This window comes from Vibrio furnissii CIP 102972, from assembly GCF_000176175.1.
GTDB classification, from domain to species: Bacteria; Pseudomonadota; Gammaproteobacteria; order Enterobacterales; family Vibrionaceae; genus Vibrio; species Vibrio furnissii.
In genome coordinates this window covers 640,076-666,068 of sequence record NZ_ACZP01000013.1, presented here as the reverse complement: position 1 = coordinate 666,068, position 25,993 = coordinate 640,076, and the positions used below count along the sequence as shown (strand labels likewise).

16 protein-coding genes are annotated in these 25,993 nt (G+C 48.4%); 11 read left to right on the top strand and 5 right to left on the bottom strand.

Features of this window, described 5'->3' with window-relative positions; translation table 11 throughout:
- The first annotated feature begins 13 nt into the window (after positions 1-13).
- A complete protein-coding gene (locus VFA_RS06990) occupies positions 14-850 on the top strand; it encodes a CvfB family protein (RefSeq protein ID WP_004726012.1) in 837 nt (278 codons plus the stop codon).
- A 173-nt stretch (positions 851-1,023) separates the two neighbouring features.
- Here the strand turns inward: VFA_RS06990 and rsmF are convergent, their stop codons facing one another.
- From rsmF to VFA_RS06970, 4 genes are all read right to left on the bottom strand, one after another.
- Complete coding sequence (rsmF, locus tag VFA_RS06985) at positions 1,024-2,448, bottom strand: 16S rRNA (cytosine(1407)-C(5))-methyltransferase RsmF (protein ID WP_004726011.1); 1,425 nt, start codon at positions 2,446-2,448, stop codon at positions 1,024-1,026.
- A 157-nt stretch (positions 2,449-2,605) separates the two neighbouring features.
- Positions 2,606-5,242, bottom strand: coding sequence for a PqiB family protein (locus VFA_RS06980; protein WP_004726010.1), 2,637 nt, complete (start codon positions 5,240-5,242; stop codon positions 2,606-2,608).
- Positions 5,235-6,491: a paraquat-inducible protein A gene (locus VFA_RS06975; RefSeq protein ID WP_004726009.1), complete on the bottom strand. Its 1,257-nt coding sequence runs from the start codon at positions 6,489-6,491 to the stop codon at positions 5,235-5,237. The genes VFA_RS06980 and VFA_RS06975 overlap by 8 nt, the downstream gene beginning before the upstream one ends.
- A gap of 39 nt (positions 6,492-6,530) precedes the next feature.
- The gene (locus tag VFA_RS06970) at positions 6,531-8,327 is read right to left on the bottom strand and encodes an ABC transporter ATP-binding protein (protein WP_038151162.1); all 1,797 of its coding nucleotides are present in this window, start codon (positions 8,325-8,327) and stop codon (positions 6,531-6,533) included.
- An 88-nt stretch (positions 8,328-8,415) separates the two neighbouring features.
- On the opposite strand from VFA_RS06970, the gene VFA_RS06965 reads away from it, so the two are divergent.
- The 3 genes from VFA_RS06965 (at position 8,416) to prc (ending at position 11,639) form a co-directional block, all read left to right on the top strand.
- Positions 8,416-8,889 (top strand): GAF domain-containing protein, encoded by a 474-nt coding sequence (locus VFA_RS06965; protein WP_004726007.1) that lies wholly within the window; start codon positions 8,416-8,418, stop codon positions 8,887-8,889.
- A 99-nt stretch (positions 8,890-8,988) separates the two neighbouring features.
- Complete coding sequence (proQ, locus tag VFA_RS06960) at positions 8,989-9,618, top strand: RNA chaperone ProQ (protein ID WP_004726006.1); 630 nt, start codon at positions 8,989-8,991, stop codon at positions 9,616-9,618.
- Between the two features lie 17 nt (positions 9,619-9,635).
- Positions 9,636-11,639, top strand: a complete 2,004-nt coding sequence (prc, locus tag VFA_RS06955) for a carboxy terminal-processing peptidase (RefSeq protein WP_004726005.1) — start codon at positions 9,636-9,638, stop codon at positions 11,637-11,639.
- A gap of 55 nt (positions 11,640-11,694) precedes the next feature.
- Here prc and VFA_RS06950 read toward each other — a convergent pair whose 3' ends face one another.
- The gene (locus VFA_RS06950; RefSeq protein ID WP_004726004.1) at positions 11,695-12,525 is read right to left on the bottom strand and encodes an HDOD domain-containing protein; all 831 of its coding nucleotides are present in this window, start codon (positions 12,523-12,525) and stop codon (positions 11,695-11,697) included.
- Between the two features lie 280 nt (positions 12,526-12,805).
- Here VFA_RS06950 and VFA_RS06945 point away from each other — a divergent pair, with 280 nt between their 5' ends.
- From VFA_RS06945 to rlmKL, 7 genes are all read left to right on the top strand, one after another.
- A complete protein-coding gene (locus tag VFA_RS06945) occupies positions 12,806-13,480 on the top strand; it encodes a hypothetical protein (RefSeq protein ID WP_004726003.1) in 675 nt (224 codons plus the stop codon).
- A gap of 205 nt (positions 13,481-13,685) precedes the next feature.
- Positions 13,686-16,292 (top strand): aminopeptidase N, encoded by a 2,607-nt coding sequence (gene pepN, locus VFA_RS06940; protein WP_004726002.1) that lies wholly within the window; start codon positions 13,686-13,688, stop codon positions 16,290-16,292.
- A 42-nt stretch (positions 16,293-16,334) separates the two neighbouring features.
- Positions 16,335-16,553 (top strand): DUF2835 domain-containing protein, encoded by a 219-nt coding sequence (locus VFA_RS23130; protein ID WP_081454431.1) that lies wholly within the window; start codon positions 16,335-16,337, stop codon positions 16,551-16,553.
- Between the two features lie 188 nt (positions 16,554-16,741).
- On the top strand, positions 16,742-21,583 hold the full coding sequence (locus VFA_RS06935; RefSeq protein WP_004726000.1) for an NAD-glutamate dehydrogenase: 4,842 nt from the start codon (positions 16,742-16,744) through the stop codon (positions 21,581-21,583).
- 73 nt (positions 21,584-21,656) lie between these two features.
- Positions 21,657-22,667, top strand: a complete 1,011-nt coding sequence (gene pyrD / locus VFA_RS06930) for a quinone-dependent dihydroorotate dehydrogenase (protein WP_004725999.1) — start codon at positions 21,657-21,659, stop codon at positions 22,665-22,667.
- A gap of 187 nt (positions 22,668-22,854) precedes the next feature.
- Positions 22,855-23,397: a cell division protein ZapC gene (locus VFA_RS06925; RefSeq protein WP_014205103.1), complete on the top strand. Its 543-nt coding sequence runs from the start codon at positions 22,855-22,857 to the stop codon at positions 23,395-23,397.
- A 470-nt stretch (positions 23,398-23,867) separates the two neighbouring features.
- Positions 23,868-25,991, top strand: coding sequence for a bifunctional 23S rRNA (guanine(2069)-N(7))-methyltransferase RlmK/23S rRNA (guanine(2445)-N(2))-methyltransferase RlmL (gene rlmKL / locus VFA_RS06920; RefSeq protein ID WP_014205102.1), 2,124 nt, complete (start codon positions 23,868-23,870; stop codon positions 25,989-25,991).
- Positions 25,992-25,993 lie beyond the last annotated feature (2 nt).

Sequence of the window (25,993 nt, the reverse complement as noted above, 5' to 3'; positions counted from 1 at the left end):
GAGACAGTTTTAAATGATTAACGTTGGTCAGATTAACAATCTAGAAGTCGTAAAAATTACCGATTTTGGTGTCTTCCTGGACGCCGGGGAATTCGGGACGACGTTGCTGCCAAAACGATTCGCACCTGAAGGTGTGGAATTGGGACACTTTATTGATGTGTTCCTGTACTTTGATTCAGAAAACCAACTGGCGGCGACCACAGAAACACCAATCGCCAAAGTGGGTGAATGGGGCCTGATGAAGATTGAAGGCGTCAACACGACCGGTGCTTTCGTCAACTGGGGAATCAAAGACAAAGATTTGCTTGTGCCCTACAGTGAGCAACGTGCGCGCTTTACTGCTGGCCAAAATATCTTGGTTTATGTCTACACCGATAAAGCCTCGGGCCGTATCGTGGGCACCACGAAGTTCAACAAGCTGCTGGATAAAACGCCAGCCAAGTACGCGCAAAATGAACAGGTTGATTTGATCATCGCAGAACGCTCCGACTTGGGCTATAAGGCGATCATCAACGGTCAACACTGGGGCATGATTTTCCCATCTGATGTATTTGGTAAGCTCTTTATCGGTAAGAAGCTGAAAGGTTACATCAAGCATATTCGTGAAGATGGCAAAATCGATCTGGCGCTGCAGAAAGTGGGCATTGCGAAGATGGATGATCTGAGCGAGAAAATTCTGGACACTTTGCAGAAGAAAGGCGGCTTCTTGCCACTGAGCGATAAGTCGACGCCGGAAGCGATTTTTGCGACCTTCCGAACCAGTAAGGGCACCTTCAAGAAGACCATCGGTGGCCTGTTTAAGCAAGGTAAGATCCTGATTGAAAAAGACGGTATTCGCCTCGCTGAATAAGGTATTTTCCCTAAGAAAAAAAGGCCCAAAACGTAAGGCGTTTAGGGCCTAGGGGAATGGCTCCAAAGAGCCTGCGCTAATGGAACTGAGTCTAAGACTGCTTAAGATTAAGTGTAGTACAGACTCATTTTTTCGCGACAGGCCGACAGCATTTCATGCTGTCGTTTACCGGTTTAGAACAGGTTTTTATCTCGAACCAGTTCGCGAGGAAGGCCATTTTTCACGCGATTCCCCACCCATTTCCCGAGTCCAATCACATCGTTACCATAACAGACAATCACTTCGCCTTGGCCACTTTGACCTTCTGGACGCACATCTCGCCCCATGTACCATTCACGTGCATCATCAATCGAAAGTTCAACACGATTGGCTTCTTGGCCAGTTGCTAACGTCGTCGCGACTTGGTGTTGCCAGCGATAGCCTTTCTTATGGGTTTCTGCAATTTTGATCCCCATGCGTGAAAAACGTAGTTCTCCGAGCATCGGTTCAAGGGCATGCGGGAATAGCCACACATCGTTGTCGCGCAGCCAAATGTCCGCGTCTTGTGGTAGGTGGATGCTCAATGCGCCATCCAGTTGTTTTTCAATCTCGGCGCGGACTTTGTTCGACGCTTTTTCGAACGGGAATTTGCCCAGGCGTTTTTTCACCGCAGGGGTTTCAACGGCGGCATGTTTGCGAATCCGCGCTACAAAGAAGCCTTCGCAGTCATAAACTTGAGGGAAAATATGCAAGAATCCTTCTTCGGTAATCGCTTGGTCTGCATGTTCGAACAAATTATCAAGGCGCTCAAAACTCACTGCATCGCCATAGGTATTTTTCAGATGCCAACAGACCTGTTGGTTCTCTTCTCGGCTTAATGTACAGGTTGAATAGACCAACACACCGCCGACTTTCAGCGCTTGAAATGCGCTTTCAATTAAGTCCTTTTGTGTATCCGCAATCGATAATACAGACGCTTTGCTCCAGTTTTTCATCGCATCGGGATCTTTGCGAATGGTGCCTTCGCCAGAGCAGGGCGCGTCAATCAGCACCGCATCGAACTGTTCGGGTAACCAGCCGCCAAATACACGACCATCGAAGTTGCTTAATGCGGTATTGCGAATGCCACAGCGTTCGATGTTAGCGTGCAATACTTTCACACGGCTGGCTGAGAATTCATTGGCGACCAAAATGCCGGCATTATTCATCAGTGCTGCGATTTGCGTGGTTTTCGAACCCGGCGCTGCTGCCATATCCAATACGGCATCAAAACGTTCGCTAGCATCCATAAACAGTGCCGAGACGGGCATCATTGAGCTGGCTTCTTGAATGTAGAATAGTCCCGCCATGTGTTCTGCGGTATTGCCTAACGGCACGTCGCTCTCGTCGGCATCAATCCAGAATCCGGTGTCACACCAAGGCACCGCCTCTAACATCCAACCTTTCTCTTTGGCGCGCGACAGAAATGCTTCCACACTGATCTTCAGCGTGTTGACCCGAATGCTTTTACGCAATGGGCGCTGACAAGCGGCAATGAAATCATCCATATTCAACGACGAAGGTAGGATTTCGGCCATGGTGGAAAGAAACGCTTCAGGTAGAGAAATATTTGAATGCAAAATGGTATCTCGGTCTCGGATTGGGGGCCGGAATTATATACCTTTCACTGAGGTTCTTGAAGTTGTCATGTGACGTAAAGTAATAAGGCAGCCGTTTGGCTGCCTTATGGATAGGGTTAGATGTATGGATAGCGTTCCATGTAGGACTTCGCTTGGGCTAAGATTTTGGAATAGCGGTTCGCCATTTCTTCCAATCGTCTTGCGCAGCAGGATAGAGGTAGAACGATTGCCCGGATTTTGCGGGCGCGAGCAACTGCTTTTGCTCTGGGGTGGCGAAGGTAATGCCACCGCGCACTAAGCTATCCAATGTTCCGGCCTTCACATTCGCCCCTGTCAGGCCAATCGACACATCCAGCCCTGACGTGTTCCAGAACACGCTATTTTCACGCACGAGGTAGGCATAGTTCGGTTCAATTTCAATGGTGGAAATCACGCGATCGGCAAAGCTACCCAGTTGAACATCCGTGACGCGTCCCACTTCAATGTCGCGATACAACACCGGCGTGCCCACATTCACGGAGCCACGGGTCTCGCTTTGCAAGCTAAACACAACGCCTTTTTCCTGATAAGGCATATCGGCCAGCGTAAAGTGCTTGGTGGTTTGACCGCTTCCCGGTTTCACTTCAATCGACTTGGATATTAGATTTTGCAGGTTGGCGATGCCTTGCAGACCCACTTTGGCTTCTGCCAACCAGAATACCGACCCTGCTTTGGCAATATAAGGCGCGTAAGCGGGCTGAATGCGGGCTTTAAAACGCACGTTTGGAGAGCCAAAGTCGGGCATCACATCGGTAATTTCGCCCACTTGGACGCCGTTGTATTTAATCGGTGTACCGAGCGTGATGCCGGTATCGCCATTGGCGGTAAGAAGAATCTCTTCGCCATATTTCTGCGCGTGCTGGTAATCGGGGTAGAGTTTCCACAACTTGCCCTGTTTGTTCTCAACACCATTGATGTTGTCAAACGCGATGCCGCCTTGAATCAGCGTCTGCAACGGTGCGGCTTTGACACTCACACCAGACAATGAGGCATTCACTTCAACACCGGAACGGTTCCAAAATACTGTTTGTGGCGTGATCAAATGTTTGTATTGGTTTTCGATCTTCGCTTCGATCAGGACGCCGCTCTGCGTGAGTTTGAAGTTCGCGATGGTACCAACTTTGAGATTGCGATAGAGCAGTGGGCTGCCAGCACTCACAGGTGGCAGCTCATCGGCAAATAGCTGCAAGGTTTGCGAGCCCGATTGATTGTATTTCGCAATTTCGGCCAGAGATTGGCTTTGATACAAGCGGTAGTTTGCTTGCATCGTGGCGTTGCCTTCGCTGACGAAACTGATGGAGCCGGTCAAGAGCTGTTTGGCCGGAGGAATGGAGACGTTTAAGCCGGCTTCCGTCAGCTCTGCTGTTGCTGCTCCTGTGACGTAGAAGCGACTTTGAGAGCGCACCAGCGCTGCGTATTGTTTGTCGATTTGTACATCAAACTCCACATGATCTTCAGCGAGCTTCACTGCGGTGACCGAGCCCACGGCGACGCCGCGATAGAGAATTTGCGCATCTTTATCCAAGCCAAAAGAACTGTCGGCGGTCAGGGTGAGGGGGACAGATTGTGACTGCTCTTGGTTGAATGCCACTTTACGCACGGCAGTAAAATGTCTGGCGCGTTTGCCGTCACCCGGTACCAGTGTGAGAAAGTTACCTTTGACAAGGTTGGCTAAGTTTTCAACGCCGGTTAGTGAGACTTTTGCTTCTTCTAACACAAAGTGGCTGCCCGATGTGAGCAGATCGCTAAACGCTGGTTGAATGGCGGCCGATGCTAAGATTTGGTCATTTTGCAGCTGCAAGTTGGTGATTTGACCAATTTCAATGCCACGATAGATGATTGGTGCGCCCGACGGATTGATGTTGTTGTCGTCTGGAAGCACGATCTTCACCGGAATACCGCGCCCGGCAGTTTTGAGATCTTTGTAGAGGCGAAATTGTGTATTCTGCGCCACAGGCTCACCACCATCTGGGGAATCGACCGCGATCGAACCGCCCAGCAGCGCGCTGAGGCTTTCCAGTCGTACATCGACGCCGTCAAAACCAATGCTGGTGCCGATGCCGCTCACGTTCCAGAAACGACTTTCTGAGGTAATAATGTGGCGATATTCGTTGCGAATAGACGCCTGAATGACGACCGATTTGGCGTCGTCATTGAGCTTGTAACTGTAGACTTCACCAATCGGAATTTTCTTGTAGACGATTTGCGACCCAATCGAGATACCACCCAAATCGCTGGCTTTGAGCGAGATGGTTAAACCGCTGTTGGCCAGCAGATCCGACGGTGCAGAATCCAACGCGCGATATTGTTCAGGATGATCGTTGTCGTCATCCACGTCGCTGCCCGGCTGGATGGCGATATAGTTGCCCGAGACCAACGCATCCAGCCCCGAAACACCGGATAAACTTGCGGTCGGTTTGACCAGCCAGAATCGTGTTTCCGAAGAGAGTAGGCGAGTGGCTTCTGGATACACATCGGCTTCAACGTAAATACTGTTGAGATCCGGAGAAAGCTTGATATCGCGAACCATGCCCACTTCCAAGCCTTGATAGCGGATGGTGGTACGACCGGCAACCAAGCCTTGTGCATCGGAGAAGTAAATTTGAATACGCTCGCCCGCATCGTGAATGGCCTTGACGACTAGCCAACCGGCAAGAATCATCGTGAGGATCGGCAAAATCCACAATGGGGAAATGCCTTTATTGCGCTTTACATCGGGCGAATAGGCGGCTTGTTTCGTTGGTTCATTACTCATTATTCGACTCATTCTTCGAAGCGGCGCTCGGATAGTTGTCCCATATCAGGCGGGGGTCGAGGCTTTCTGCAGCCAACATGGTCAATACGACCACCATACCAAAAGCGACCGCACCATATCCGGGCGTAAAATCAAGAATCTGGCCACGATCGACCAAGGTTAGCATGATGGAAATCACAAACAGGTCCATCACGGACCATTTGCCAATCCATCGAATCACATAAAAAATCGTCATTCGCTGGTGGTGGTATACGCTGCGTTTAAAGCGGATCGCCAGCAATAAATAAATCAGCCCCAAAATTTTTGCGACCGGTACAACAATACTGGCGACAAAAATGATGATCGCAATCCCCACCATGCCGCTGTTCACTAATGAAGCAACGCCGGAAAAAATGGTGTCTTCTAAGCGTTGACCGTTGGTGATCAAAATCGAAATTGGAATGATATTGGCTGGGAAAATCGCGACGCTGGCGGCAATGACATATGCCCACGTGCGTTCAATGGATTGCGGTTTCCGGTGATACAGTTTGTGATGGCAACGTGTACAACGCGCTGCTTCTGGCTGCGACAAATGGCAGTTGTGACAGTGGACTTGTTTATTGTCGGCGGCGTAGTCGCACTCCGGTTTCCACGCTTCCCAATAGCGGCGCACACTGATGCGGCTGATCAGGAGCACAGTGAAGAGTTGCAGTAGCACGAGGCTATACAACGCCGGGCCGACAAAAATATCGGAGTAGTCTTTGAGTTTGAAGCACGACACGGCGACGCTGACCAGAAACACATCCATCATGGCCCAAGATTTGAGTTTCTGAATCAAAGTGAGTGAATAACGCAAGCCTTTAAACCAGTGGTGGTGCAGCGATAAGTGCGCCACCACCACTGAGCCACATACCAAAAATGGTGCCAGCGTGCTGCAGAAAAACACCAGTAGGGCGAGCGCGAGGTAGCCTTCGTTGCTCATCGCCAGGATACCCGCAGGCAGAGAGGCTGGGATCATCACACCGACCAAGCGTATGCTGATGAAATCGAAAAATTGCGACGGAATAAACAGCAGCAAACAGGTGATTGCGATGGCCAAATTACCCGACAGTGACGGACTGCCGCCACGATACAACTGCGTACCGCAGCGTGGACAATAAGCGCTTTTTCCCCGTTCGACGTCAATCACGTCCACAGGCAGTTCGCACCCTTGGCACAGCCGAATCGAGCTGCTTTCTGTCAGGTGCTTCTGTAACGCTTTGACTTTCATCGCGCTCGTTCCACACTCACGCGAGTGACAACGTCACCTTTAGGCGTGCGATTGAATGGAACCGTACAATGTCTGATACAAACCTTCTTGTTCAACCAGCTCTCCATGTGTACCGGATTGACTCACTTTTCCGTCTTCCAGCACGTAGATCAAATCGGCCTGCTTCACTGCAGAGAGGCGGTGCGCCACAATCAGTGTGGTTCTGCCTTGCAGGAACTCCGTTAGCGCTTTATGCAGCGCGGCTTCGGTAGCGGTATCGAGTGCCGAGGTCGCTTCATCCAAGATGACAAATTTCGGATTACTGAGCACCATTCGAGCAATCGCCAAACGTTGGCGTTGCCCGCCGGACAAACGGATGCCGTTGCGCCCAATTTGAGTGTCGAGCCCCTGATTCAGTTTGCTTATCACATCCTGCATCTGTGCGATCTCTAATGCGCGCCACAAGGACAGTTCATCGTAGTCGCTACCAAGGGTGAGATTATGCCTCAAAGTATCATTGAAAAGTACAGGTTGTTGCAGCACAACCGCGATCTGACTGCGAATGACATCAAAACTGATGTCGTCGCACGTCTCGCCGTTATAGCGAATTTCCCCAGAATTGGCGCGATACACGCCGATCAACAGCTGGATTAAAGTGGATTTCCCGCCACCGCTGGCACCGACTAAGGCCACTTTCTTACCTGCGGGTATGATCAGTGACAAATCGTCCAATACATTGTGTTCGCCATCGTAAGAGAAATCGACGTGCGAAATCGACACATCCACTTCACGGTCATCGGTAAAGGGGTTGACCTTGCTTGGTGGGCGATGTTCTTCTTCTAGTTGGAGTAAATCGTTGATGCGATTCAAGGCAGCTTTGGCGCTGTACCACGAAAACTGAATGCCCAAAAGCTCTTGCACAGGGCTGAGCATGAACCACAGATAGCCAAACACGGCAAAAATCTGGCCAATGGTCAGGTCGCTAAATACCACCATCAGCATGGCAACGGCGCGAAAGAGCTCGAAACCTAATAAGAATAGGAGAAACGAGAGACGACCGGCAGCTTCGGATTGCCAAGCGTACTTATCGGCATGACGACGTACCGCATCAGCGTTGGCTGTCAATTGTGCGAGAAACTCACGCTCTTTGTTGGCAGCGCGCAGCTGATAAATACCGTCCAGCGTTTCAACCAAGCGATTTTGGAAGCGCTCAAATGCTTGATTTTCACGTTTCTTGAGGTGTTTCACTTTGCTGCCCAGCTTGCGCGAGAAATAAATCACAATCGGGTTGACCAGCAAAATAAACAGGCCTAAACGCCATTCCAGCCAAAGCAAAACAATCGCAGTGCCAATCACCGTTAAGAAACTGATGATGAATTTACTCAGCGTGGTGCCAATAAACTGATCAATCGTTTCAATATCGGTAATGAGATGCGCATTGATCCCGCCACTGCCGCGGGTTTCATATTGCTTTATGCTAATGCGCCCCAATTTATCAATCATCTTGCTGCGCATTTGGAAGGTGATGGTTTTTGACACCAGCGTAAATTGGCGGTTTTGCACGATATTGAGCAGTTGGCTGGCCGCACGCATGAGTACCACCAGCAGCAGGGTAAACATGATGTAGCCAGTTGGCGTTTGCCACGCGGTTGGCAACCAATGGTTCATCACCGCTAAGCCGGTTCCGGGTTGATTGAGGAGAACTTCATCAACCATGAGTGGCATCAGCAGCGGGATCGGTACGCTGATTAAAGTTGTAACGATCGCGATCGCATTCGCGTACAACAACTTAGACTTATGTTTTTTAACTTGAGTTATGAGCCAAGAACGGCTAATAGTGTCACTGGTATACGTCATTATAATGAGAATGCATCCTATTTAACTTCTGGGTGCCATTTTACGTAGAACCGTTAGTGAAGTCTTTATTTTTCAATTGGAAGTTAGTATGAAAGTAGAACATTACCACCGCTTAACCAAGCAAGCTGTTGCGTTATTGGAGTCTGAACCAGACATGATCGCCAACTTGTCGAACTTAAGCGCACTGCTCAACATGGAATTAGAAGACCTGAACTGGGTCGGCTTCTACCTGATGCGAGACGGTGAGTTGGTACTGGGCCCGTTCCAGGGTAAGCCGGCCTGTGTGCGTATTCCTGTCGGACGTGGTGTCTGTGGAACGGCTGTTGCCACAAATTCTGTACAACGTGTGTATGATGTTCACGCGTTTGAAGGACATATTGCCTGTGATGCGGCAAGCAATTCTGAGATTGTTATTCCGTTTTCGATCAACGGCGAAGTCATGGGCGTGTTGGATATTGACAGTCCAACTGTTGGCCGTTTTTCAGAAACTGATGAAGAAGGGCTCACGTTTTTGATGACTGAAGTAGAAAAGCTGCTTAATTCACAGGCGAACAAGGCATAAATTGGCCTTTGCCTGTGGTTTTTCGTAGTCAGGTCACTATAATACCGAACATATTTATACTAATGCTTCGCGGACCAGCCGCATCAACCAGGAATCCTCATGGAAAACACTGAAAAGTTAAAAAACAGCAAAGAAGTGATTGCGTACATTGCTGAATGTTTCCCTAACTGCTTTACTTTAGAAGGTGAGGCAAAGCCTCTAAAAATTGGTATTTTTCAAGATCTTGCTGATCGTCTTAATGAAGACTCTAAAGTAAGCAAAACTCAACTTCGTGCAGCGTTAAGACAGTACACCTCATCTTGGCGTTACCTGCACGGCGTTAAAGCTGGTGCGGTTCGTGTCGATCTAGATGGTAATGCATGTGGCGTATTGGAAGAGCAACATGTAGAACACGCAAAAGCGGCGTTGGCAGAGAGCAAAGCTCGTGTTGAAGCCCGTCGTAAAGAGCAAGGAAAAAAGGTGCGTGAAGACGCGAAAGCGAAGCCAAAGGCAGCAAAAAAACCTCAGGCTCGTCGTCCTCAACAAAAATCAGCACCTAAAGCGGATAAAAAGCCAGTTGAAACGCGTGCTTTGACTGCAGACGAACTAAACGTCGGCAACGAAGTGAACGTGAACATGGGCAAAGGCAACATGGCTGCGACCATTGTTGAAATCAATAAGGAAGATGTGCGTGTTCAACTCGGCAACGGCCTGCAAATGGTTGTGAAAGCGGAGCACCTGCGCGCATAAAGGAGAAATTCCTACGCATGAAATGCCGTTCAAAGATATCTCTGATTGCTGCTAGCCTTTGGCTAGCAGCCTTTTCAGCTCAGGCTCTCGAAGCCACAATTCATAAAGAAGATCTTCCTCTTCTTGCTCCTGAAGTTCAGCATGAAACGGCGAGCAAACGAGTGACTTCCCGTTTTACTCGTTCTCATTACAAACATTTCAATCTCGACGATCAATTCTCACAAGCGATTTTCGAACGTTACATCGAAATGCTGGACTATAACCGTAACCTGTTTACCCAAGCGGATATCGATTCTTTCAAAGATTGGTCGATGCAGTTGGATGACCAACTGAAGGTCGGGAACAACCAAATCGCCTTCGATCTGTACAATCTATCGATGGAAAAGCGTTTTGACCGTTTCCAATACGCCCTCACACTGCTTGATCACGAAATCACGTTTGATACCGACGAATCAATTGAGCTTGATCGCTCAAAGGCAAGTTGGCCGAAAGATCAGGCGGAAGTGAATGAGTTATGGCGCAAGCGTGTGAAATATGACGCGCTGAACCTGAAGTTAGCCGGTAAAGAGTGGCCAGAGATTAAAGAAACCTTGGCCAAACGTTACAACAACGCCATCAAACGTCTGACGCAAACGCACAGTGAAGATGTGTTCCAACTTTACATGAACGCATTTGCGCGCCAAGTCGATCCGCACACCAGTTATTTGTCCCCTCGTAATGCTGAACAATTCCAATCGGAGATGAACCTTTCTCTGGAAGGGATCGGTGCGGTATTACAAATGACCGATGATTACACCGTGATTCGTTCGCTGGTGGCTGGTGGCCCGGCGTCCAATAGTAAACAGTTGGGCGAAGGCGACCGCATTATCGGTGTGGGTCAGGACGGCGAAGATGTTGTTGATGTGATCGGCTGGCGTTTAGACGATGTCGTGCAATTGATCAAAGGTCCGAAAGGCACCAAAGTGAAGCTGCAGATTCTGCCTGAAGGCAAAGATGCAAAAAGTCACGTTGTCACAATTGTTCGAGATAAGATTCGTCTTGAAGACCGCGCTGTCAAATCAGAAGTGATTGAGAAAGACGGCAAGAAAATCGGCGTGCTTGAAGTCCCGAGTTTCTACGTTGGCTTATCGCAAGATACCGACAAGCTGATCACCGAGCTGAAAGCGAAGAACGTGGATGGCATCATTGTTGACCTGCGCAACAATGGCGGCGGCGCATTGACAGAGGCCACCGCATTATCTGGCCTGTTTATTACCAGCGGCCCAGTGGTGCAAGTGCGTGATAGTTACGGCCGAGTGAATGTCAACAGCGATACCGATGGCAAAATCAGCTACACCGGTCCGATGACCGTGTTGGTGAACCGATACAGTGCATCCGCTTCAGAAATTTTTGCTGCGGCCATGCAAGATTACGGTCGTGCGATCATTCTGGGTGAAAACTCATTTGGTAAAGGGACCGTGCAACAGCACCGTTCACTAAATCATATTTATGATCTGTTCGATAAAGAACTGGGTTATGTGCAATACACCATTCAAAAGTTCTACCGCATTGATGGCGGCAGTACACAGAATAAAGGTGTGATTCCGGACATTGCGTTCCCAACTGCAGTTGATGCTGCGGAAACGGGCGAGAGTGTGGAGCCGAATGCACTGCCTTGGGACAGTATCGACAAAGCCAAGTATGAGAAGCTGTACGATTTCCACACGCTGATCAGTACGTTGAATACAGAACATCAGGCGCGTATCGCGAAAGATCGAGAGTTTGGTTTTATTCAGCAAGATATTGCGAAATACAAAGCTGAAAAAGATGATAACTTCTTATCTTTAAACGAAAAAGTACGCAAAGAGCAGAGTGATAAATCGGATCAGGAACGTTTAGCACGTATCAATACTCGTCAGAAAGCGATGGGTAAAGAGACGTACAAAGCGTTGACGGATGTGCCGAAAGATTATGAAGCGCCCGATGCGTATTTGGATGAGTCGGTTTCGATCATGGTCGATATGATCAAACAATCGAAATAAGCATAAATGAAAAAGCGGGCTGTTGAGCCCGCTTTTTTTTATGCGCGTGATTCAACTATACCTGCACCATGTGTATCGCTAAGTCGCGGCCGTTGCCACGGATGCGATCGATGGTGCCGGAGAATTTGGCGGAAATACTCAAAAGACGTGAGTCTGGGTGCTGCGCTAAAAATTCGTACTTCTTCATGTCATCACTAAAGCTATCCCAATGATCGTTGATCGAGCGGGCGAAGTGCAATATGGTCGCGAGTTTTGGAGACACTTCTGCTTCACGTGGCTCATTGAAATGTTCAATGGCGTCTGCCATTTCTTCTGGAAAATTCCAACTGCGCGCCAAACGTGCGCCAAGAGTCGGGGAGGACACATCCAAAATCTCTTCTTGAATGGCGAAAGGGTCGCCGCCCGCTTCAATTTTCTGATTAATGGCCGCCGCGTGTTCCGGAACCAAGGTATGAATCATCAGTTCACCAATGTTGTGCAGTATACCGGTGGTGAAGACTTCGTTGCTGTCCATGCCGACTTCTGCCGCGAGTTTGCTTGAAATGACAGAGACTTCAAACGTGTCAGTCCAGTATTTTTCCATATCTAAAGTCGTGATGTGGGGGAAGGCGCTCGATAACACCGATGCGACCACTAATGTTCTGACTGGCCCGGTGCCGACGCGAATCAAGGCATCGTTGACGGTGGCGACGGTTTTATTGCCACCGAAATGCGCCGAGTTGGCCATGCGCAACAATCGGGCACTGAGCACTTGATCCATTTCGATCTTGTGTGCCAATGCGTGAAAGTCGACATCGTCTTGGTTGACCATTTCTAACAACTCATGCAACAGGCTTTGAATGCGAGGGAGTTCATTTAAGCGTGAAATTAAAGCTGTCTGACTCATGTTTGTCGTCTCCTTGAAGATTACGTGTTCTGACTATAGTTCACACGATGACAATAAGACAATGTCGATTTAACATTGCATTAACAGGTTTTGCATGAGCACATTGCGTTTAAAACACCGCGAGAAACAATGCATTTTAACGATGAAGGGTGAAAGAAATGCCAAGGAGTAACTATCAAAAAAGTCGTTGAAAAGACTGATTATTGTGATTGAATTCAAATAATTTAGCGTTATTAGCGTGGAAGTCCTAAGCTTAAAGAAAAAAGTGAGGGGAAGCGCAATGAAATGGATCATGATGATTTTCGCTTGTCTGAGCTTGGTTTCTACCAGCCCAGCGTTTAGCGTTACGGATTCAAATAGCAAAGATTTAACACAATTTGATCAACCGTTTTTGCTCGGTGACTGGTACTTGGTGAACCCAAACCCGGAAGAGTCACGAGAGAATTTTCTAGCGATCAAACTCAATTTTTCGTCGGATTACACTTTTGCCATCGACATTCAAAAGAAAGATTACAGTGTTGATCATTGGGAGGGGATGTTTGCGGCCAACAACGACACGATTATTCTTGGCCTCAATTCGGATGAACCGCAGGTCTACGAGTACAAAGGCAATCATAATTTACTCCACCTCAATGGTGTGACGTTTACCAAAGCGTTGTCGAATGCGCTTGCGGGCATTTGGTCGAGTACCTCGTTGTCGGGAAATGACTTGTCAGCAGAAAGTATTCAAAGCGTCGATTTGATCTTGCAGCCTGATTTTGTGTTTCTGTTTCGAGCCAGTGGTGACAATGGCACCGAGGCGATTCATCGTGGTGTTTACTATACCGAAGGGAACCATTTGGTTTTGATGTACGAAGATGGTGAACACGATACGCGTTATACCTTGAACCAGAATCAACTGACGCTGGAAGTGGAAGACGGGTCGATGTTCGCGGTGATGGATCGGATTCGTTAGCCAGATGGCAGAAAGCCTGTCAGGCCCACATCAACTAGGGAATTGTGTTATTTCATTTGTTCTACCTAGCCATTTAACGAGGTATTTCGCGTAAATACCTCGTTTTTTCTTTTCAGGGGTTGTTATTGGCACGAACAAGCCTAAGATCTGTAACACCAAGTAATTGGATATCGTCACATTTCATTACGTCAAAAGGATTCCGACAATGGCTCAAACTCCACAGGCCAAGTACCGTAAAGATTATAAAGCGCCTTCCCATTTGATTTCAGATATTGAACTCACTTTCGATCTTCATGACACGGCGACCACCGTGACTGCTGTGTCTCAAGTCAAGCAGCAAGGAGAAACTGCAACGCTGACTCTGGATGGTGAAGGGCTGGAATTAAAAGCGCTGCAAGTCAACGGCGCCGATTGGCAAGATTACACGTTGCTGGAAGCGGGCATTGAAATTCGCGCGCTGCCAGAAGTGTTTGAACTCACTATCATCACGTTAATCAATCCAGAAGCGAACACCGCGCTGGAAGGTTTATACAAATCAGGTGGTGCATTCTGTACTCAGTGTGAAGCCGAAGGCTTCCGCCGCATTACTTACTACCTCGACCGCCCAGACGTTCTGGCGAAATACACCACCACCGTTATTGCGGATAAAGCACAATACCCATTCTTGCTCAGTAACGGGAACAAAGTTGAACAGGGTGAAGCAGAACAGGGTCGTCACTGGGTGAAATGGCAAGATCCACATCCAAAACCTGCATATCTGTTTGCCTTAGTGGCTGGCGACTTTGATGTACTGCGTGATAAGTTTGTGACCCAATCAGGCCGCAATGTAGATCTGGAAATTTTTGTCGACAAAGGCAATCTGGATCGCGCACATCACGCCATGGCATCGCTGATCAATGCGATGAAATGGGATGAAACCCGTTTCGATCTTGAATACGACTTGGATATCTACATGGTTGTGGCCGTTGATTTCTTCAACATGGGCGCGATGGAAAACAAAGGTCTCAATATCTTTAACTCCAAGTACGTGCTAGCCAACGACCAAACCGCCACCGACACTGACTACCTCGGCATTGAAGCGGTGATTGGTCATGAATACTTCCACAACTGGACAGGGAACCGCGTGACCTGTCGCGACTGGTTCCAACTGAGTTTGAAAGAGGGGCTGACCGTCTTCCGCGATCAAGAATTCTCTTCAGATCTGGGCTCTCGCGCGGTCAACCGAATCAACAATGTCCGCATCATTCGTGGCCCGCAATTTGCCGAAGATGCGAGCCCGATGTCACATCCGATTCGCCCGGATAAAGTGATCGAGATGAATAACTTCTACACCTTGACCGTATATGAAAAAGGCAGTGAAGTGATTCGCATGATGCATACTTTGCTGGGTGAAGCGGGTTTCCAAAAGGGCATGAAGCTTTACTTTGAACGTCATGATGGTACGGCGGCAACGTGTGAAGATTTCGTTTCAGCCATGGAAGATGCGTCTGGTGTTTCTCTGAAACAATTCCGTCTTTGGTACAGTCAATCGGGCACACCAACGGTGAAAGTGAGCAGTGAATACGATGCAAATGCGCAGACCTACGCGCTGACCATCGCACAGCACACCGAACCGACACACGAACAGAAAGAGAAACAACCACTACACATTCCGTTCGATGTGGAACTGTACACCAAGAAGGGCGACGTTATTCCGTTACAGTGTCACGGAAAGCCGGTGGCGAATGTCCTGAATGTGACAGAATCTACACAAACGTTTGTGTTTGAAAACGTGGTTGAGCAGCCGATCCCTTCATTGCTGCGTGAATTCTCAGCACCAGTCAAACTGGAATACAACTACAGCGATGAAGAACTGACGTTCCTGATGGTTCACGCAACCAATGAATTTGCGCGTTGGGATGCGGGGCAAATGTTGCTGGCGAAATACATTCGTGCCAACGTTGAAAACGTGCAGCAGGGTAAGCCCGTGGCATTGTCTGAAGCGGTCGTCGATGCCTTCCGTGGTGTGTTGCTGAGTGATGTTCTGGAGCCTGCGTTTGTGGCGGAAATGTTGTCGCTGCCGAGTCACAATGAAGTGTCGGGTTGGTACAAACGTGTCGACGTTGATGCCATTGCTCAGGTGCTGAAAGCAATCAAAGTGATTTTGGCGACAGAACTGCAAGATGAACTGAGCGCCACCTATCACACGTTGAAACAAGCCGAGTACACCACTGAACACGCCGCGATTGGTCGCCGCGCACTACGCAACACCTGCTTGGCTTATTTGGCTTACACAACCCAAGGCAACGAGCTGGTGAACGCGCAGTATACTCAAGCAAACAACATGACCGATACCATTGCGGCGATGTCTGCCGCGAACTCGGCGGGTCTTGCGTGCCGCGAAGCCTTGATGGCAGACTACAGCGAGAAGTGGAAACACGATGGTTTGGTGATGGACAAATGGTTCGCGCTGCAAGGGTGTAACCCAGCAGACAATGCGCTGGACGTGATCAAGCAAACCATGAACCATGAAGCATTCAGCCTGAAAAACCCGAACCGCACTCGCAGCCTGATTGGTTCATTCCTCAGTGCTAACCCAGTTCGTTTTCATGCCAAGAGTGGTGAGGGTTACCGCTTTGCAGGCGAGATCCTGCGTGAGATGAACAGCAGCAACCCACAAGTGGCATCTCGTTTGATTGATCCACTGCTGAAATTCCGCCTGTATGATGATGAGCGCCAAGCCATGATCAAAGCAGAACTGGAAGGGTTGAAAGCGATGGATAACCTCGCTCGCGACCTGTTCGAGAAAGTCAACAAAGCGCTCGAAAACTAAGGGACACCAAGGTGGTACTTCGGTACCACCATTTTTTAAAGCATGAATCACTATTTCTTTTCTCTGAACATCTCTTACCAGTCGTTTTTGTCGCACTATTCTGGGGCCGCGAGTACCGTTTTAGTGTTAACAGAAAGTGGCTTGCGCCTCCAATTACCCGCCGCAAAATTCCGCCCATTTCTTAGTCAAATTGGTGTAAAAGGTCGATTTCGTCTAACAACTGACCAAAACAATAAGTTCCTAAAGTTAGAAGTTCTGTGAGTTCGTGATTTTGCAGTAATTTAAATAGGTACCTTAGTCACATTCTCAGACATTTCACCTCCTACCAGCCGCAAAACCATTAACTTTTTGTCAATAAAGCTTTTACAATAGCTCTGCATTACCAAGCGTAAGCTCTATGCTTACTGCATACCCTACAAAGCACATAATTCTAATCTTTGGAGTCGCCTATGACCGCGCGTGAAAGTTTAATGCCGGTTCTGCTTGAAAAAGTGTATCAACTGATTCAAGACAAACTTGAGCTTGCTCAACAACCCCTCGTCACCCAACTCGCACAACACCTGTTTAGTAATGTCGCACAAGACGATTTGATCGAACGAAATGAATCCGACCTATACGGAGCCGTCGTCAGTCTGTGGCATCACATCAACGAGAAAAAACCGGAAGAACGCTCTGTTCGAGTGTTTAACCCAACGGTGAGTAAACAAGGTTGGCAATCAACCCACACCATCGTCGAAATTGTGGTTCCGGATAGCCCGTTCCTTGTTGACTCCATCAAGATGGCATTGAGCCGTCTGGATCTGACATCGCACCTAATGCTCAATGGCCCGACTCAAATCGCGCGTCATGCCGATGGTACAATCAAAAGCATTAACGAAGGTGAAGGCCCGCTGCAGTCTCTGTTCCATTTGGAAGTCGACCGACTCAACAGCAAAGAAGAGATGACCGCGCTGAAGGATGAGTTGCTGGATATTCTGAGCGATACCGCGCTGGTGGTTCAAGATTGGAAACCGATGGCGAATCAGTTGGATCAAGTGATCGCACAACTGGAAGCGAAAAAAGATCGTATCCCCGTGGATGCGGATCGTTACGATGAAACGTTGAAGTTCCTCCGTTGGCTTGGGGATCATAACTTTACGTTCATGGGCTACAAAGAATTTGATTTGGTTAACGTGGAAGGCGATACCGAGTTGCGCCCAACGAAAGAAGCGGGTATGGGCCTGTTCTCTGACGCGAAACGTGTGCGCAATGTGAAGTTGTCTAACTTCCCTGATTCAGCGCGTTTGGAAGCGAAAAAGCCATTCTTGCTGATTTTGACCAAAGGTAACAAACAGTCTCGCATTCACCGCCCGGCGTATACCGACTACATCGGCATCAAGAAGTTTGATGACAACGGCAAAGTGATTGGTGAGCACCGCTTTACCGGCCTATACACGTCGGCCGTGTATAACCAAGCGGTGGAAAGCATTCCGCTGATTCGCGAAAAAGTAGAACGTATTCTGCATGCCAGCGGCTACCGCGTGGGTTCATACGCGTACAAAGCGCTGCACAATATTCTGGAAAACTACCCGCGTGATGAACTACTGCAAGCACGTGAAGAAGACTTACTGGAAGTGGGTATGGGCGTGGTACAGATGCAGGATCGTGACCTGATCCGTCTGTTCGTGCGTAAAGACCCGTTTGGCCGTTTCTTTAGCTGCATGGTGTATGTGACCAAAGAGCGTTACAACACAGAACTGCGCCGCCAGACACAACGCATTCTCAAGCATTATTTTGGCTGTCAGCAAGAAGTAGAATTCACCACGTATTTCTCTGAAAGCCCGCTGGCCAGAACGCACTACATTGTTCGTGTGGACAACAACAGCATGAACGTCGATGTGAAGAAAATAGAGCAGAACTTAATGGAAGCATCAACAACTTGGGATGATCGTTTGTCTGAAGCGATCGTGGCAAACTTTGGCGAAAGCAAAGGTCTACCGCTTTCAAAAGAGTATCTGCATGCTTTCCCACGTTCTTATAAAGAAGATGTGATGCCCGGTTCTGCGGTTTCTGACATTGAAAGCCTAGAAGCGTTGAACGAAAACAACAAACTGGGCATGTTGTTCTACCGCCCGCAGGAAGAGAAGAAAGACTCAAAAGCGGTTCGTCTGAAACTATATCACCGCGATGAGCCTATCCATTTGTCGGATGTGATGCCGATGTTGGAAAACCTCGGCCTGCGTGTCATTGGTGAATCACCATACGAAGTCGTGAAATCTAACGGCCAGACCTACTGGATCCTAGATTTCTCCATGCTGCATAAGAGCGACAAAGAAGTGGATCTTCGCGAAGCACGCGATCGTTTCCAACAAGCGTTTGCCGCAATCTGGAATGGTGGCCTAGAAAACGACGGCTTCAACCGTCTGGTACTGGGCGCATCATTGACGGGGCGTGAAGTCTCTATTCTACGTGCGTACGCCCGTTATATGCGTCAGGTCGGTTTCCCATTCAGTCAACAATACATCGAAGAGACACTGAACCATTATCCAGATCTGGCGAAAGGGCTGGTGGAACTGTTTGTTCGTCGTTTTGATCCGAAATTCAAAGGGGCACAAAAAGGTCAAACGGATCTGGTCACCAAACTGACCGCGCAATTGGATCATGTGGAAAGCCTCGATGACGATCGTATTTTGCGTCGTTACATGGAAATGATCGCAGCCACACTGCGTACCAACTACTTCCAGCTCGATGAAGACAAACAGCCGAAACCTTGGTTGGCGCTCAAAATGAAACCGAGCGACATTCCAGACATTCCGGCACCCGTGCCAGCGTTTGAGATCTTCGTGTACGCACCGGATATCGAAGGGGTGCACTTGCGTGGCGGGAAAGTCGCGCGTGGTGGTTTGCGTTGGTCTGACCGTCAAGAAGACTTCCGTACCGAAATTCTGGGCTTGGTGAAAGCACAACAAGTGAAAAACACCGTGATCGTTCCTGTGGGAGCGAAAGGTGGCTTTGTATGTAAGAAACAATACCTGTACACCACGCGTGATGAGATCTTCGCCGAAGGTCAGCGCTGCTACAAACGCTTTATCCGCGCGCTGTTAGATGTCACGGACAATATCATTGAAGGTGAATTGATTGCACCGAAGAGTGTCGTTCGTCATGATGAAGATGATCCGTACTTGGTGGTTGCAGCAGATAAAGGTACGGCAACGTTCTCAGATTTGGCGAACTCAGTCTCGGCGGAATATAACTTCTGGCTGGGCGATGCGTTTGCATCTGGCGGTTCAAACGGCTATGACCACAAAGCGATGGGCATCACCGCGAAAGGTGGCTGGGAATCGGTAAAACGTCACTTCCGTGAAATCGGGATTGATTGTCAAACCACAGATTTCACAGCGATTGGTATCGGTGATATGGCTGGCGACGTGTTTGGTAACGGTATGTTGCTGTCGAAACATATTCGTCTGCAAGCCGCATTCAACCACCTGCACATCTTTATCGATCCAACACCAGACGCTGCCAGCGGTTGGGAAGAGCGTCAACGCTTGTTCAACTTGCCTCGTTCAAGCTGGGAAGATTACAACGCGAAACTGATTTCGAAAGGCGGCGGCATTTTCTCGCGTAAAGCGAAATCCATCACGCTAAGCCCTGAAATTCAGAAAATGTTAGGGACGAAAAAGGCCTCGGTTGCACCGAACGATCTGATTAAGATGATCCTGAAAATGGATGTGGATCTGTTGTGGAACGGCGGTATCGGTACGTACGTGAAATCCTCTGCAGAAACGCACACTGATGTGGGCGACCGTGCCAACGATGCGCTGCGTATTGATGGTCGTGAGCTGAACGCGAAGATTGTCGGTGAAGGCGGTAACCTCGGTATGACACAACTGGGTCGTGTGGAATACGCATTGACCGGCGGTCGTGTCAACACCGACTTTGTTGATAACGTGGGCGGTGTTGACTGCTCTGATAACGAAGTGAACATTAAGATCTTCCTCAATGGTTTGGTTGCCAACGGTGACATGACGATCAAACAGCGCAATGTGATCCTTGAATCGATGGAAGATGAAGTGGGCGACATTGTTCTCGAAGACGCTTACACCCAGTCTGAATCAATCTCGGTGACCGAACAGCAAGGTGTGGGTGTGGTGAAAGAGCAGATTCGCTTTATCCATCACATGGAGAAATCGGGACATCTTGATCGTGCTCTGGAATATATCCCTGATGATGAAACACTGCTGGAACGTGAAAAACAGGGCATGGGATTAACCCGTCCTGAGCTCGCGGTCTTGGTCGCGTACGGCAAAATGGTCTTGAAAGAAGACTTGGCGTGTGAAGACATCGCCAATGATGACTTCCATGCCACTCAATTGGTGAAATACTTCCCATCTGAGTTACGTCGTAACTTCTCAGATCAAATGAAGAATCACCCTCTGCGTAAAGAAATCATCGCAACAGCGCTTGCAAATCAGATGGTTAACGAAATGGGCTGTAACTTCGTGACGCGTCTGCAAGAAGAAACGGGCGCGAATGCCGTTGATATCGTGAATGCTTACGCTGCGGCGCGTGAAATTTACGGTTTGGGTGCGGTACTTGAACAAGTGCGTACGCTCGACAATAAAGCAACAGCGCACGCGCAATACGACGTGATGTTCCATGTTCGTCGTACACTGCGCCGTTTATCGCGCTGGTTCCTGCGCAATCGTACAGGAAAACAATCGGTTCAAGCGCTCATCGACAGCTACCAATCGGATGTGAAAGCCATTGCGAAAGATCTGGATCAATTGCTGGTGGTTGATGAAGTGGCTGAACACAAAGCGATGGCGCAGGTGTGGGCTGAGCAGGGCATTGATGCAGAATTGGCTAATTATGTAGCACGTTTGTCGAGCTTGTACTCGGTACTGGATATATCCACAGTATCTCGTGAAAAAGGTAAATCGGTGGAACAAACGGCCAAGCTGTACTTTAACTTGGGCGACCGTTTATCACTGCACTGGTTCCTGAAGCAGATCAATGGTCAAGCGGTCGATAACAACTGGCAAGCTTTGGCTCGCGCAGCATTCCGCGAAGATCTCGATTGGCAACAACGCCAGTTGACTGCACAAGTGTTGAACTGTGCGTGTGACCCAGAGAAATTGGACGTGATGAAAGCGTTGGAAGAGTGGATTGAAAACAACGAGGTGTCACTGCATCGTTGGGAAAACATTCTTAACGAATTCAAAGTCGGTACGGTTCATGAGTTCGCGAAGTTCTCGGTTGCGATGCGAGAATTGATGCTCCTCAACTTAAACTGCCAGGCGGCGGAATAAGCATTGAATTGTTAGATAAATACGTCAATAATAACGCCCCGTTTATTCGGGGCTTTTTTCTTTTGGAGGCACAATGCTTTACCGCTTAGCCAGAGCTGGCTTTTTTCAACTGGATGCTGAAAAGGCGCATGAACTCGCCATTCAAAACTTCAAACGTTTCACTGGTACTCCTCTCGATCTCTTCTATCGTCAACACCTTCCAAACCGTCCTGTAGAATGCATGGGACTGACATTCAAAAACCCTGTTGGTTTGGCCGCTGGTCTGGACAAAAACGGCGAATGTATCGATGCGTTTGGTGCAATGGGTTTTGGCTTTGTCGAAGTCGGTACAGTGACACCACGTCCTCAACCGGGCAATGACAAACCGCGTCTGTTCCGATTGATCCCGGCTGAAGGGATTATCAACCGCATGGGCTTTAACAACGAAGGTGTGGATCACCTTGTTGAGAATGTTAAAAAAGCAAATTACGACGGCATCATCGGCATCAACATCGGTAAGAACAAAGACACGCCGATTGAAAAGGGTGCTGACGATTACCTGATTTGTATGGACAAAGTATATCCATACGCTGGTTACATTGCGGTCAACATTTCATCCCCCAACACCCCAGGGCTTAGAACGCTGCAGTATGGTGATGCATTGGATGAGCTATTGGCAGCACTGAAAGAACGACAGTCAGAACTTGCCGAGAAACATGGCAAGTACGTTCCACTGGCGCTGAAGATCGCGCCGGATCTGAGTGATGATGAGATCAAACAGATCTGCCAATCGTTGCTGAAGAACAAGATTGATGGCGTCATCGCAACCAACACCACATTAGACCGTTCTTTGGTTGAAGGCATGAAAAATGCCACCGAAGCGGGTGGGTTAAGTGGTCGTCCTTTGCAATCCCGCAGTACCGAAGTGATCAAGTGCTTGTATCAAGAGCTGGGGGATGACATTCCAATTATCGGGGTAGGCGGTATCGATTCTTATGTCGCGGCAAAAGAAAAACTGATGGCCGGTGCGAAACTGGTTCAGGTTTACAGTGGATTTATTTTCCAAGGCCCTAAATTGGTCAGCGATATCGTCAAAAACCTGTAATTGACGACAATCAACTGACGTTCATCACCCGTTGTCAAAAGTGACAAGGTGACAAACAGAGGAAATGAGATAATCATTTCCTCTTTTTTTTTGATTTTCCGTTCTTAGAATTACAACTATTCGTTGGCAAAGGTAATTAAGCGTTTTACCTAATCGTTTGATAATTCGTAAATTGAGAGTCGGAACAATGCTTAAACCAAGTGACAAATGGAATTGGTACTACTCAGATAGCGAAGGCTATTTGATGCTAGACCTGGGCGAGGAGATGGTGTTCCGCACGAATCTCAGCCGAAACCTATTAGTCGATTGCGCTTTTTCTGAAAACCATTTTACTGTCGACGATGCCTCGGATTACCAAACCTACAAAGAACGCATCAGTTGCTTAGAAATGAGCGAACCGCGCCGTGTCGAGCTGGCACTGTATTGTGTGGCAGCAAAGCGCTTCCACAAGCCGGTTCAGCCTAAGAGCTGGTTCTTTGATTATCAGGGTGGGGATGTCGCACCAGAAGAGGGTGACATGGTCAGTTTGGTTAATGGGTACAATCAAGGTTATTTTATCGTGCTCGAAGTGGGCGATAACGCGAGTTTATGTGCATTGGTCGATTTACAAGCGTTTGTATTAAACGGCTCTAAATCGCTTGAGTTCGGTCAGGTCATTAAAGTGATGCATGACCGTATGGCCAATGCCAACCATCTTTTCGTATCAGAGCCAATGGCTTTGGTCGGTTAAACTTTCCCTAAGTTAATTTCGTTCTTTTTTCATTTCCCATCGGCGCAAGCCGATTTTTTTTGCCTCAAATTCCTTCCCAAGGACAGCTTGCTTGCCAAGTTGGGTCGTCTTACACCTGAGATTTACCCCTGAATCGAATATTTTTTATGACAAAAGTGACGAGTCATTCACCGGTGTTCGGGGTGAATTCCCCTTAAATATTCCGCTTTTGGTGGGTTTTGTAATAAATTTACAGTGTAAAAGTTAGTCTGGTATAGTCCAATTTGAGTATGAATAAATACTCACTTCGCCGCTAGCGCAGATGAAGCCGTATTAATGATGAAGGAGTGAGGTTGGGGAGAACGTGGCAGCTTGGTTGTTGGATGAATCACCACTTAACGGGCTTTTTAATGAAATGATTCGTTTAGATTTAGGAATGGCCTGCATTGTCAGTTATAATCTGAAGCCATTTTTACCAGTCAAAGAACACTATGAATCAGTATCTAGCGGTTACCTCTAACGGTCTTGAGAACCTATTAGTCGAAGAATTAACAAATTTAGGAATTTCCGATGCCAAGCCTGTTCAGGCAGGGGTGAAATTCAAAGCAACCAATGAGCAAATCTACCGTTGTTGCTTATGGAGCCGTCTTGCTTCTCGATTCGTACGTGTCGTGGCGGAGTTTAACTGCCAGAACGATATGGACTTGTATCTGTCAACCACGGCGATCAACTGGGTCAATCACTTCCATAGCTCTAGAAAGTTTGTGGTTGATTTCAACGGCACCAACCGTGAAATTCGCAACAGTCAATACGGTGCGATGAAAGTCAAAGATGCAGTCGTGGACTGTTTTGAAAAGAAAAATCTCCCACGTCCGTCGATCAGTAAAGATCGTCCAGATCTTCGAATCCATGTTCGCCTTCACAATGACAAAGCACTGCTTGGCATTGACATGGTTGGCGGCGGCTTGCACATGCGTGGCTATCGCCCAGAATCGGGTAAAGCACCGCTTCGTGAAACGCTAGCGGCAGCCATTGTGATGCGTAGTGGTTGGAATGAATCAAAACCGTTACTTGACCCGATGTGTGGTTCGGGAACGTTGCTGATTGAAGCGGCAATGATGGCAGCCAATATCGCGCCAGGACTGAAGCGTGAGAAGTGGGGCTTTGAAGCGATTGAAGACTTTGATGCCGAGCTGTGGGCGACCATTAAATCGGAAGCGAGCGTACAAGCAAAACGTGGCGCCAAGAAAGTTGACACTAAGTTTTATGGCTTTGATAACGACACGCGCGTGATCCAAGTGGCTAAAGATAACGCCCGCCGCGCTGGTGTGAGCGACCTCATTGAATTTAACGTTGGCGATGCGGCTAAATTGACGCGTCCTGCTGGTTTCGAGAATGGCGTGATTATCTGTAACCCGCCTTACGGTGAACGTTTGGGAACGCATCCTGGCCTGATTGCGCTCTACACCGCATTTGGCGCGCAACTGAAAGCGCAGTTTGGCGGTTGCCAAGCTTCGATCTTCTCTAGTTCGGATGAATTGCTCGCTTGTTTGCGTATGCGTGCTGAAAAGCAGTTCAAATTAAACAACGGTGCGTTACCGTGTCACCAAAAAAACTACAGTATTGCGGTACGAGCGGAATCTGAATTGACGGAAGGCCGTCAAACGTCTCTGGTTGCACCAGACTTCGCCAATCGCCTGAAGAAAAACATCGGTAAGATTGGTAAATGGGCGAAACGTGAAGGGCTAGACTGTTACCGCATTTATGATGCGGATCTGCCGGAATACAACGTGGCGATTGACGTTTATTTGGATCATTTGGTGATTCAGGAATACGCGGCGCCGAAAAGCATTCCTGAAGAGACTGCGAAACGCCGTCTGACGGATATCATTCGTGCTGCCATTCAGGTCACGGAAATTGATGCCAACAAAGTGGTGCTGAAAGTTCGCGAGAAGAAGAAAGGAACGTCGCAGTATCAGAAACTCAGTCAGCAATCTGAAACCATGTACGCTCAAGAATACGGCGTCAAACTGATTGTGAACCTGTATGACTACCTTGATACCGGTCTATTCCTTGACCACAAGCTGACTCGTCGTCGCTTAGGTCAAATGGCGAAAGGCCAGGATTTCCTCAACTTGTTTGCGTACACCGGCTCTGCCACCGTGCATGCGGCCTGTGGTGGCGCGAAATCGACCACAACCGTCGATATGTCCAAAACGTACCTTGATTGGGCCAAAGAAAACATGGCGCTGAACGGTCAAGTAGGTCGCCAGCATCAATATGTTCAGGCGGACTGCTTGCAATGGTTGGAGAAAGCGACTGGGCAGTATGATTTGATCTTTATCGACCCTCCGACGTTTTCGAACTCGAAGCGCATGGAACAGTCTTTTGACGTTCAGCGTGACCACATTCAGCTGATGACGAATTTGAAACGTATTCTTCGTCCAGAAGGCACGATTGTATTCTCCAACAACAAGCGTCACTTCAAGATGGATATGGAGCAGATGGAAGCGCTCGGTCTTGAAGCGCAGAATATCTCCTCGCAAACATTGCCATTGGATTTCGAGCGCAATAAACATATTCACAACTGCTGGCTTGTGACGCACAAAAAATAACA

What these genes read in the sequence shown, in the direction of transcription:
- pyrD (WP_004725999.1), top strand. Translation starts at nt 21,657, where the DNA reads ATGCTTTACCGCTTAGCCAGAGCTGGCTTTTTTCAACTGGATGCTGAA.
- pepN (WP_004726002.1), top strand. Translation starts at nt 13,686, where the DNA reads ATGGCTCAAACTCCACAGGCCAAGTACCGTAAAGATTATAAAGCGCCT.
- proQ (WP_004726006.1), top strand. Translation starts at nt 8,989, where the DNA reads ATGGAAAACACTGAAAAGTTAAAAAACAGCAAAGAAGTGATTGCGTAC.
- VFA_RS06975 (WP_004726009.1), bottom strand. Translation starts at nt 6,491, where the DNA reads ATGAAAGTCAAAGCGTTACAGAAGCACCTGACAGAAAGCAGCTCGATT.
- VFA_RS06980 (WP_004726010.1), bottom strand. Translation starts at nt 5,242, where the DNA reads ATGAGTAATGAACCAACGAAACAAGCCGCCTATTCGCCCGATGTAAAG.
- VFA_RS06945 (WP_004726003.1), top strand. Translation starts at nt 12,806, where the DNA reads ATGAAATGGATCATGATGATTTTCGCTTGTCTGAGCTTGGTTTCTACC.
- VFA_RS23130 (WP_081454431.1), top strand. Translation starts at nt 16,335, where the DNA reads ATGAATCACTATTTCTTTTCTCTGAACATCTCTTACCAGTCGTTTTTG.
- VFA_RS06925 (WP_014205103.1), top strand. Translation starts at nt 22,855, where the DNA reads ATGCTTAAACCAAGTGACAAATGGAATTGGTACTACTCAGATAGCGAA.
- rlmKL (WP_014205102.1), top strand. Translation starts at nt 23,868, where the DNA reads ATGAATCAGTATCTAGCGGTTACCTCTAACGGTCTTGAGAACCTATTA.
- VFA_RS06990 (WP_004726012.1), top strand. Translation starts at nt 14, where the DNA reads ATGATTAACGTTGGTCAGATTAACAATCTAGAAGTCGTAAAAATTACC.
- VFA_RS06965 (WP_004726007.1), top strand. Translation starts at nt 8,416, where the DNA reads ATGAAAGTAGAACATTACCACCGCTTAACCAAGCAAGCTGTTGCGTTA.
- VFA_RS06950 (WP_004726004.1), bottom strand. Translation starts at nt 12,525, where the DNA reads ATGAGTCAGACAGCTTTAATTTCACGCTTAAATGAACTCCCTCGCATT.
- VFA_RS06935 (WP_004726000.1), top strand. Translation starts at nt 16,742, where the DNA reads ATGACCGCGCGTGAAAGTTTAATGCCGGTTCTGCTTGAAAAAGTGTAT.
- prc (WP_004726005.1), top strand. Translation starts at nt 9,636, where the DNA reads ATGAAATGCCGTTCAAAGATATCTCTGATTGCTGCTAGCCTTTGGCTA.
- VFA_RS06970 (WP_038151162.1), bottom strand. Translation starts at nt 8,327, where the DNA reads ATGACGTATACCAGTGACACTATTAGCCGTTCTTGGCTCATAACTCAA.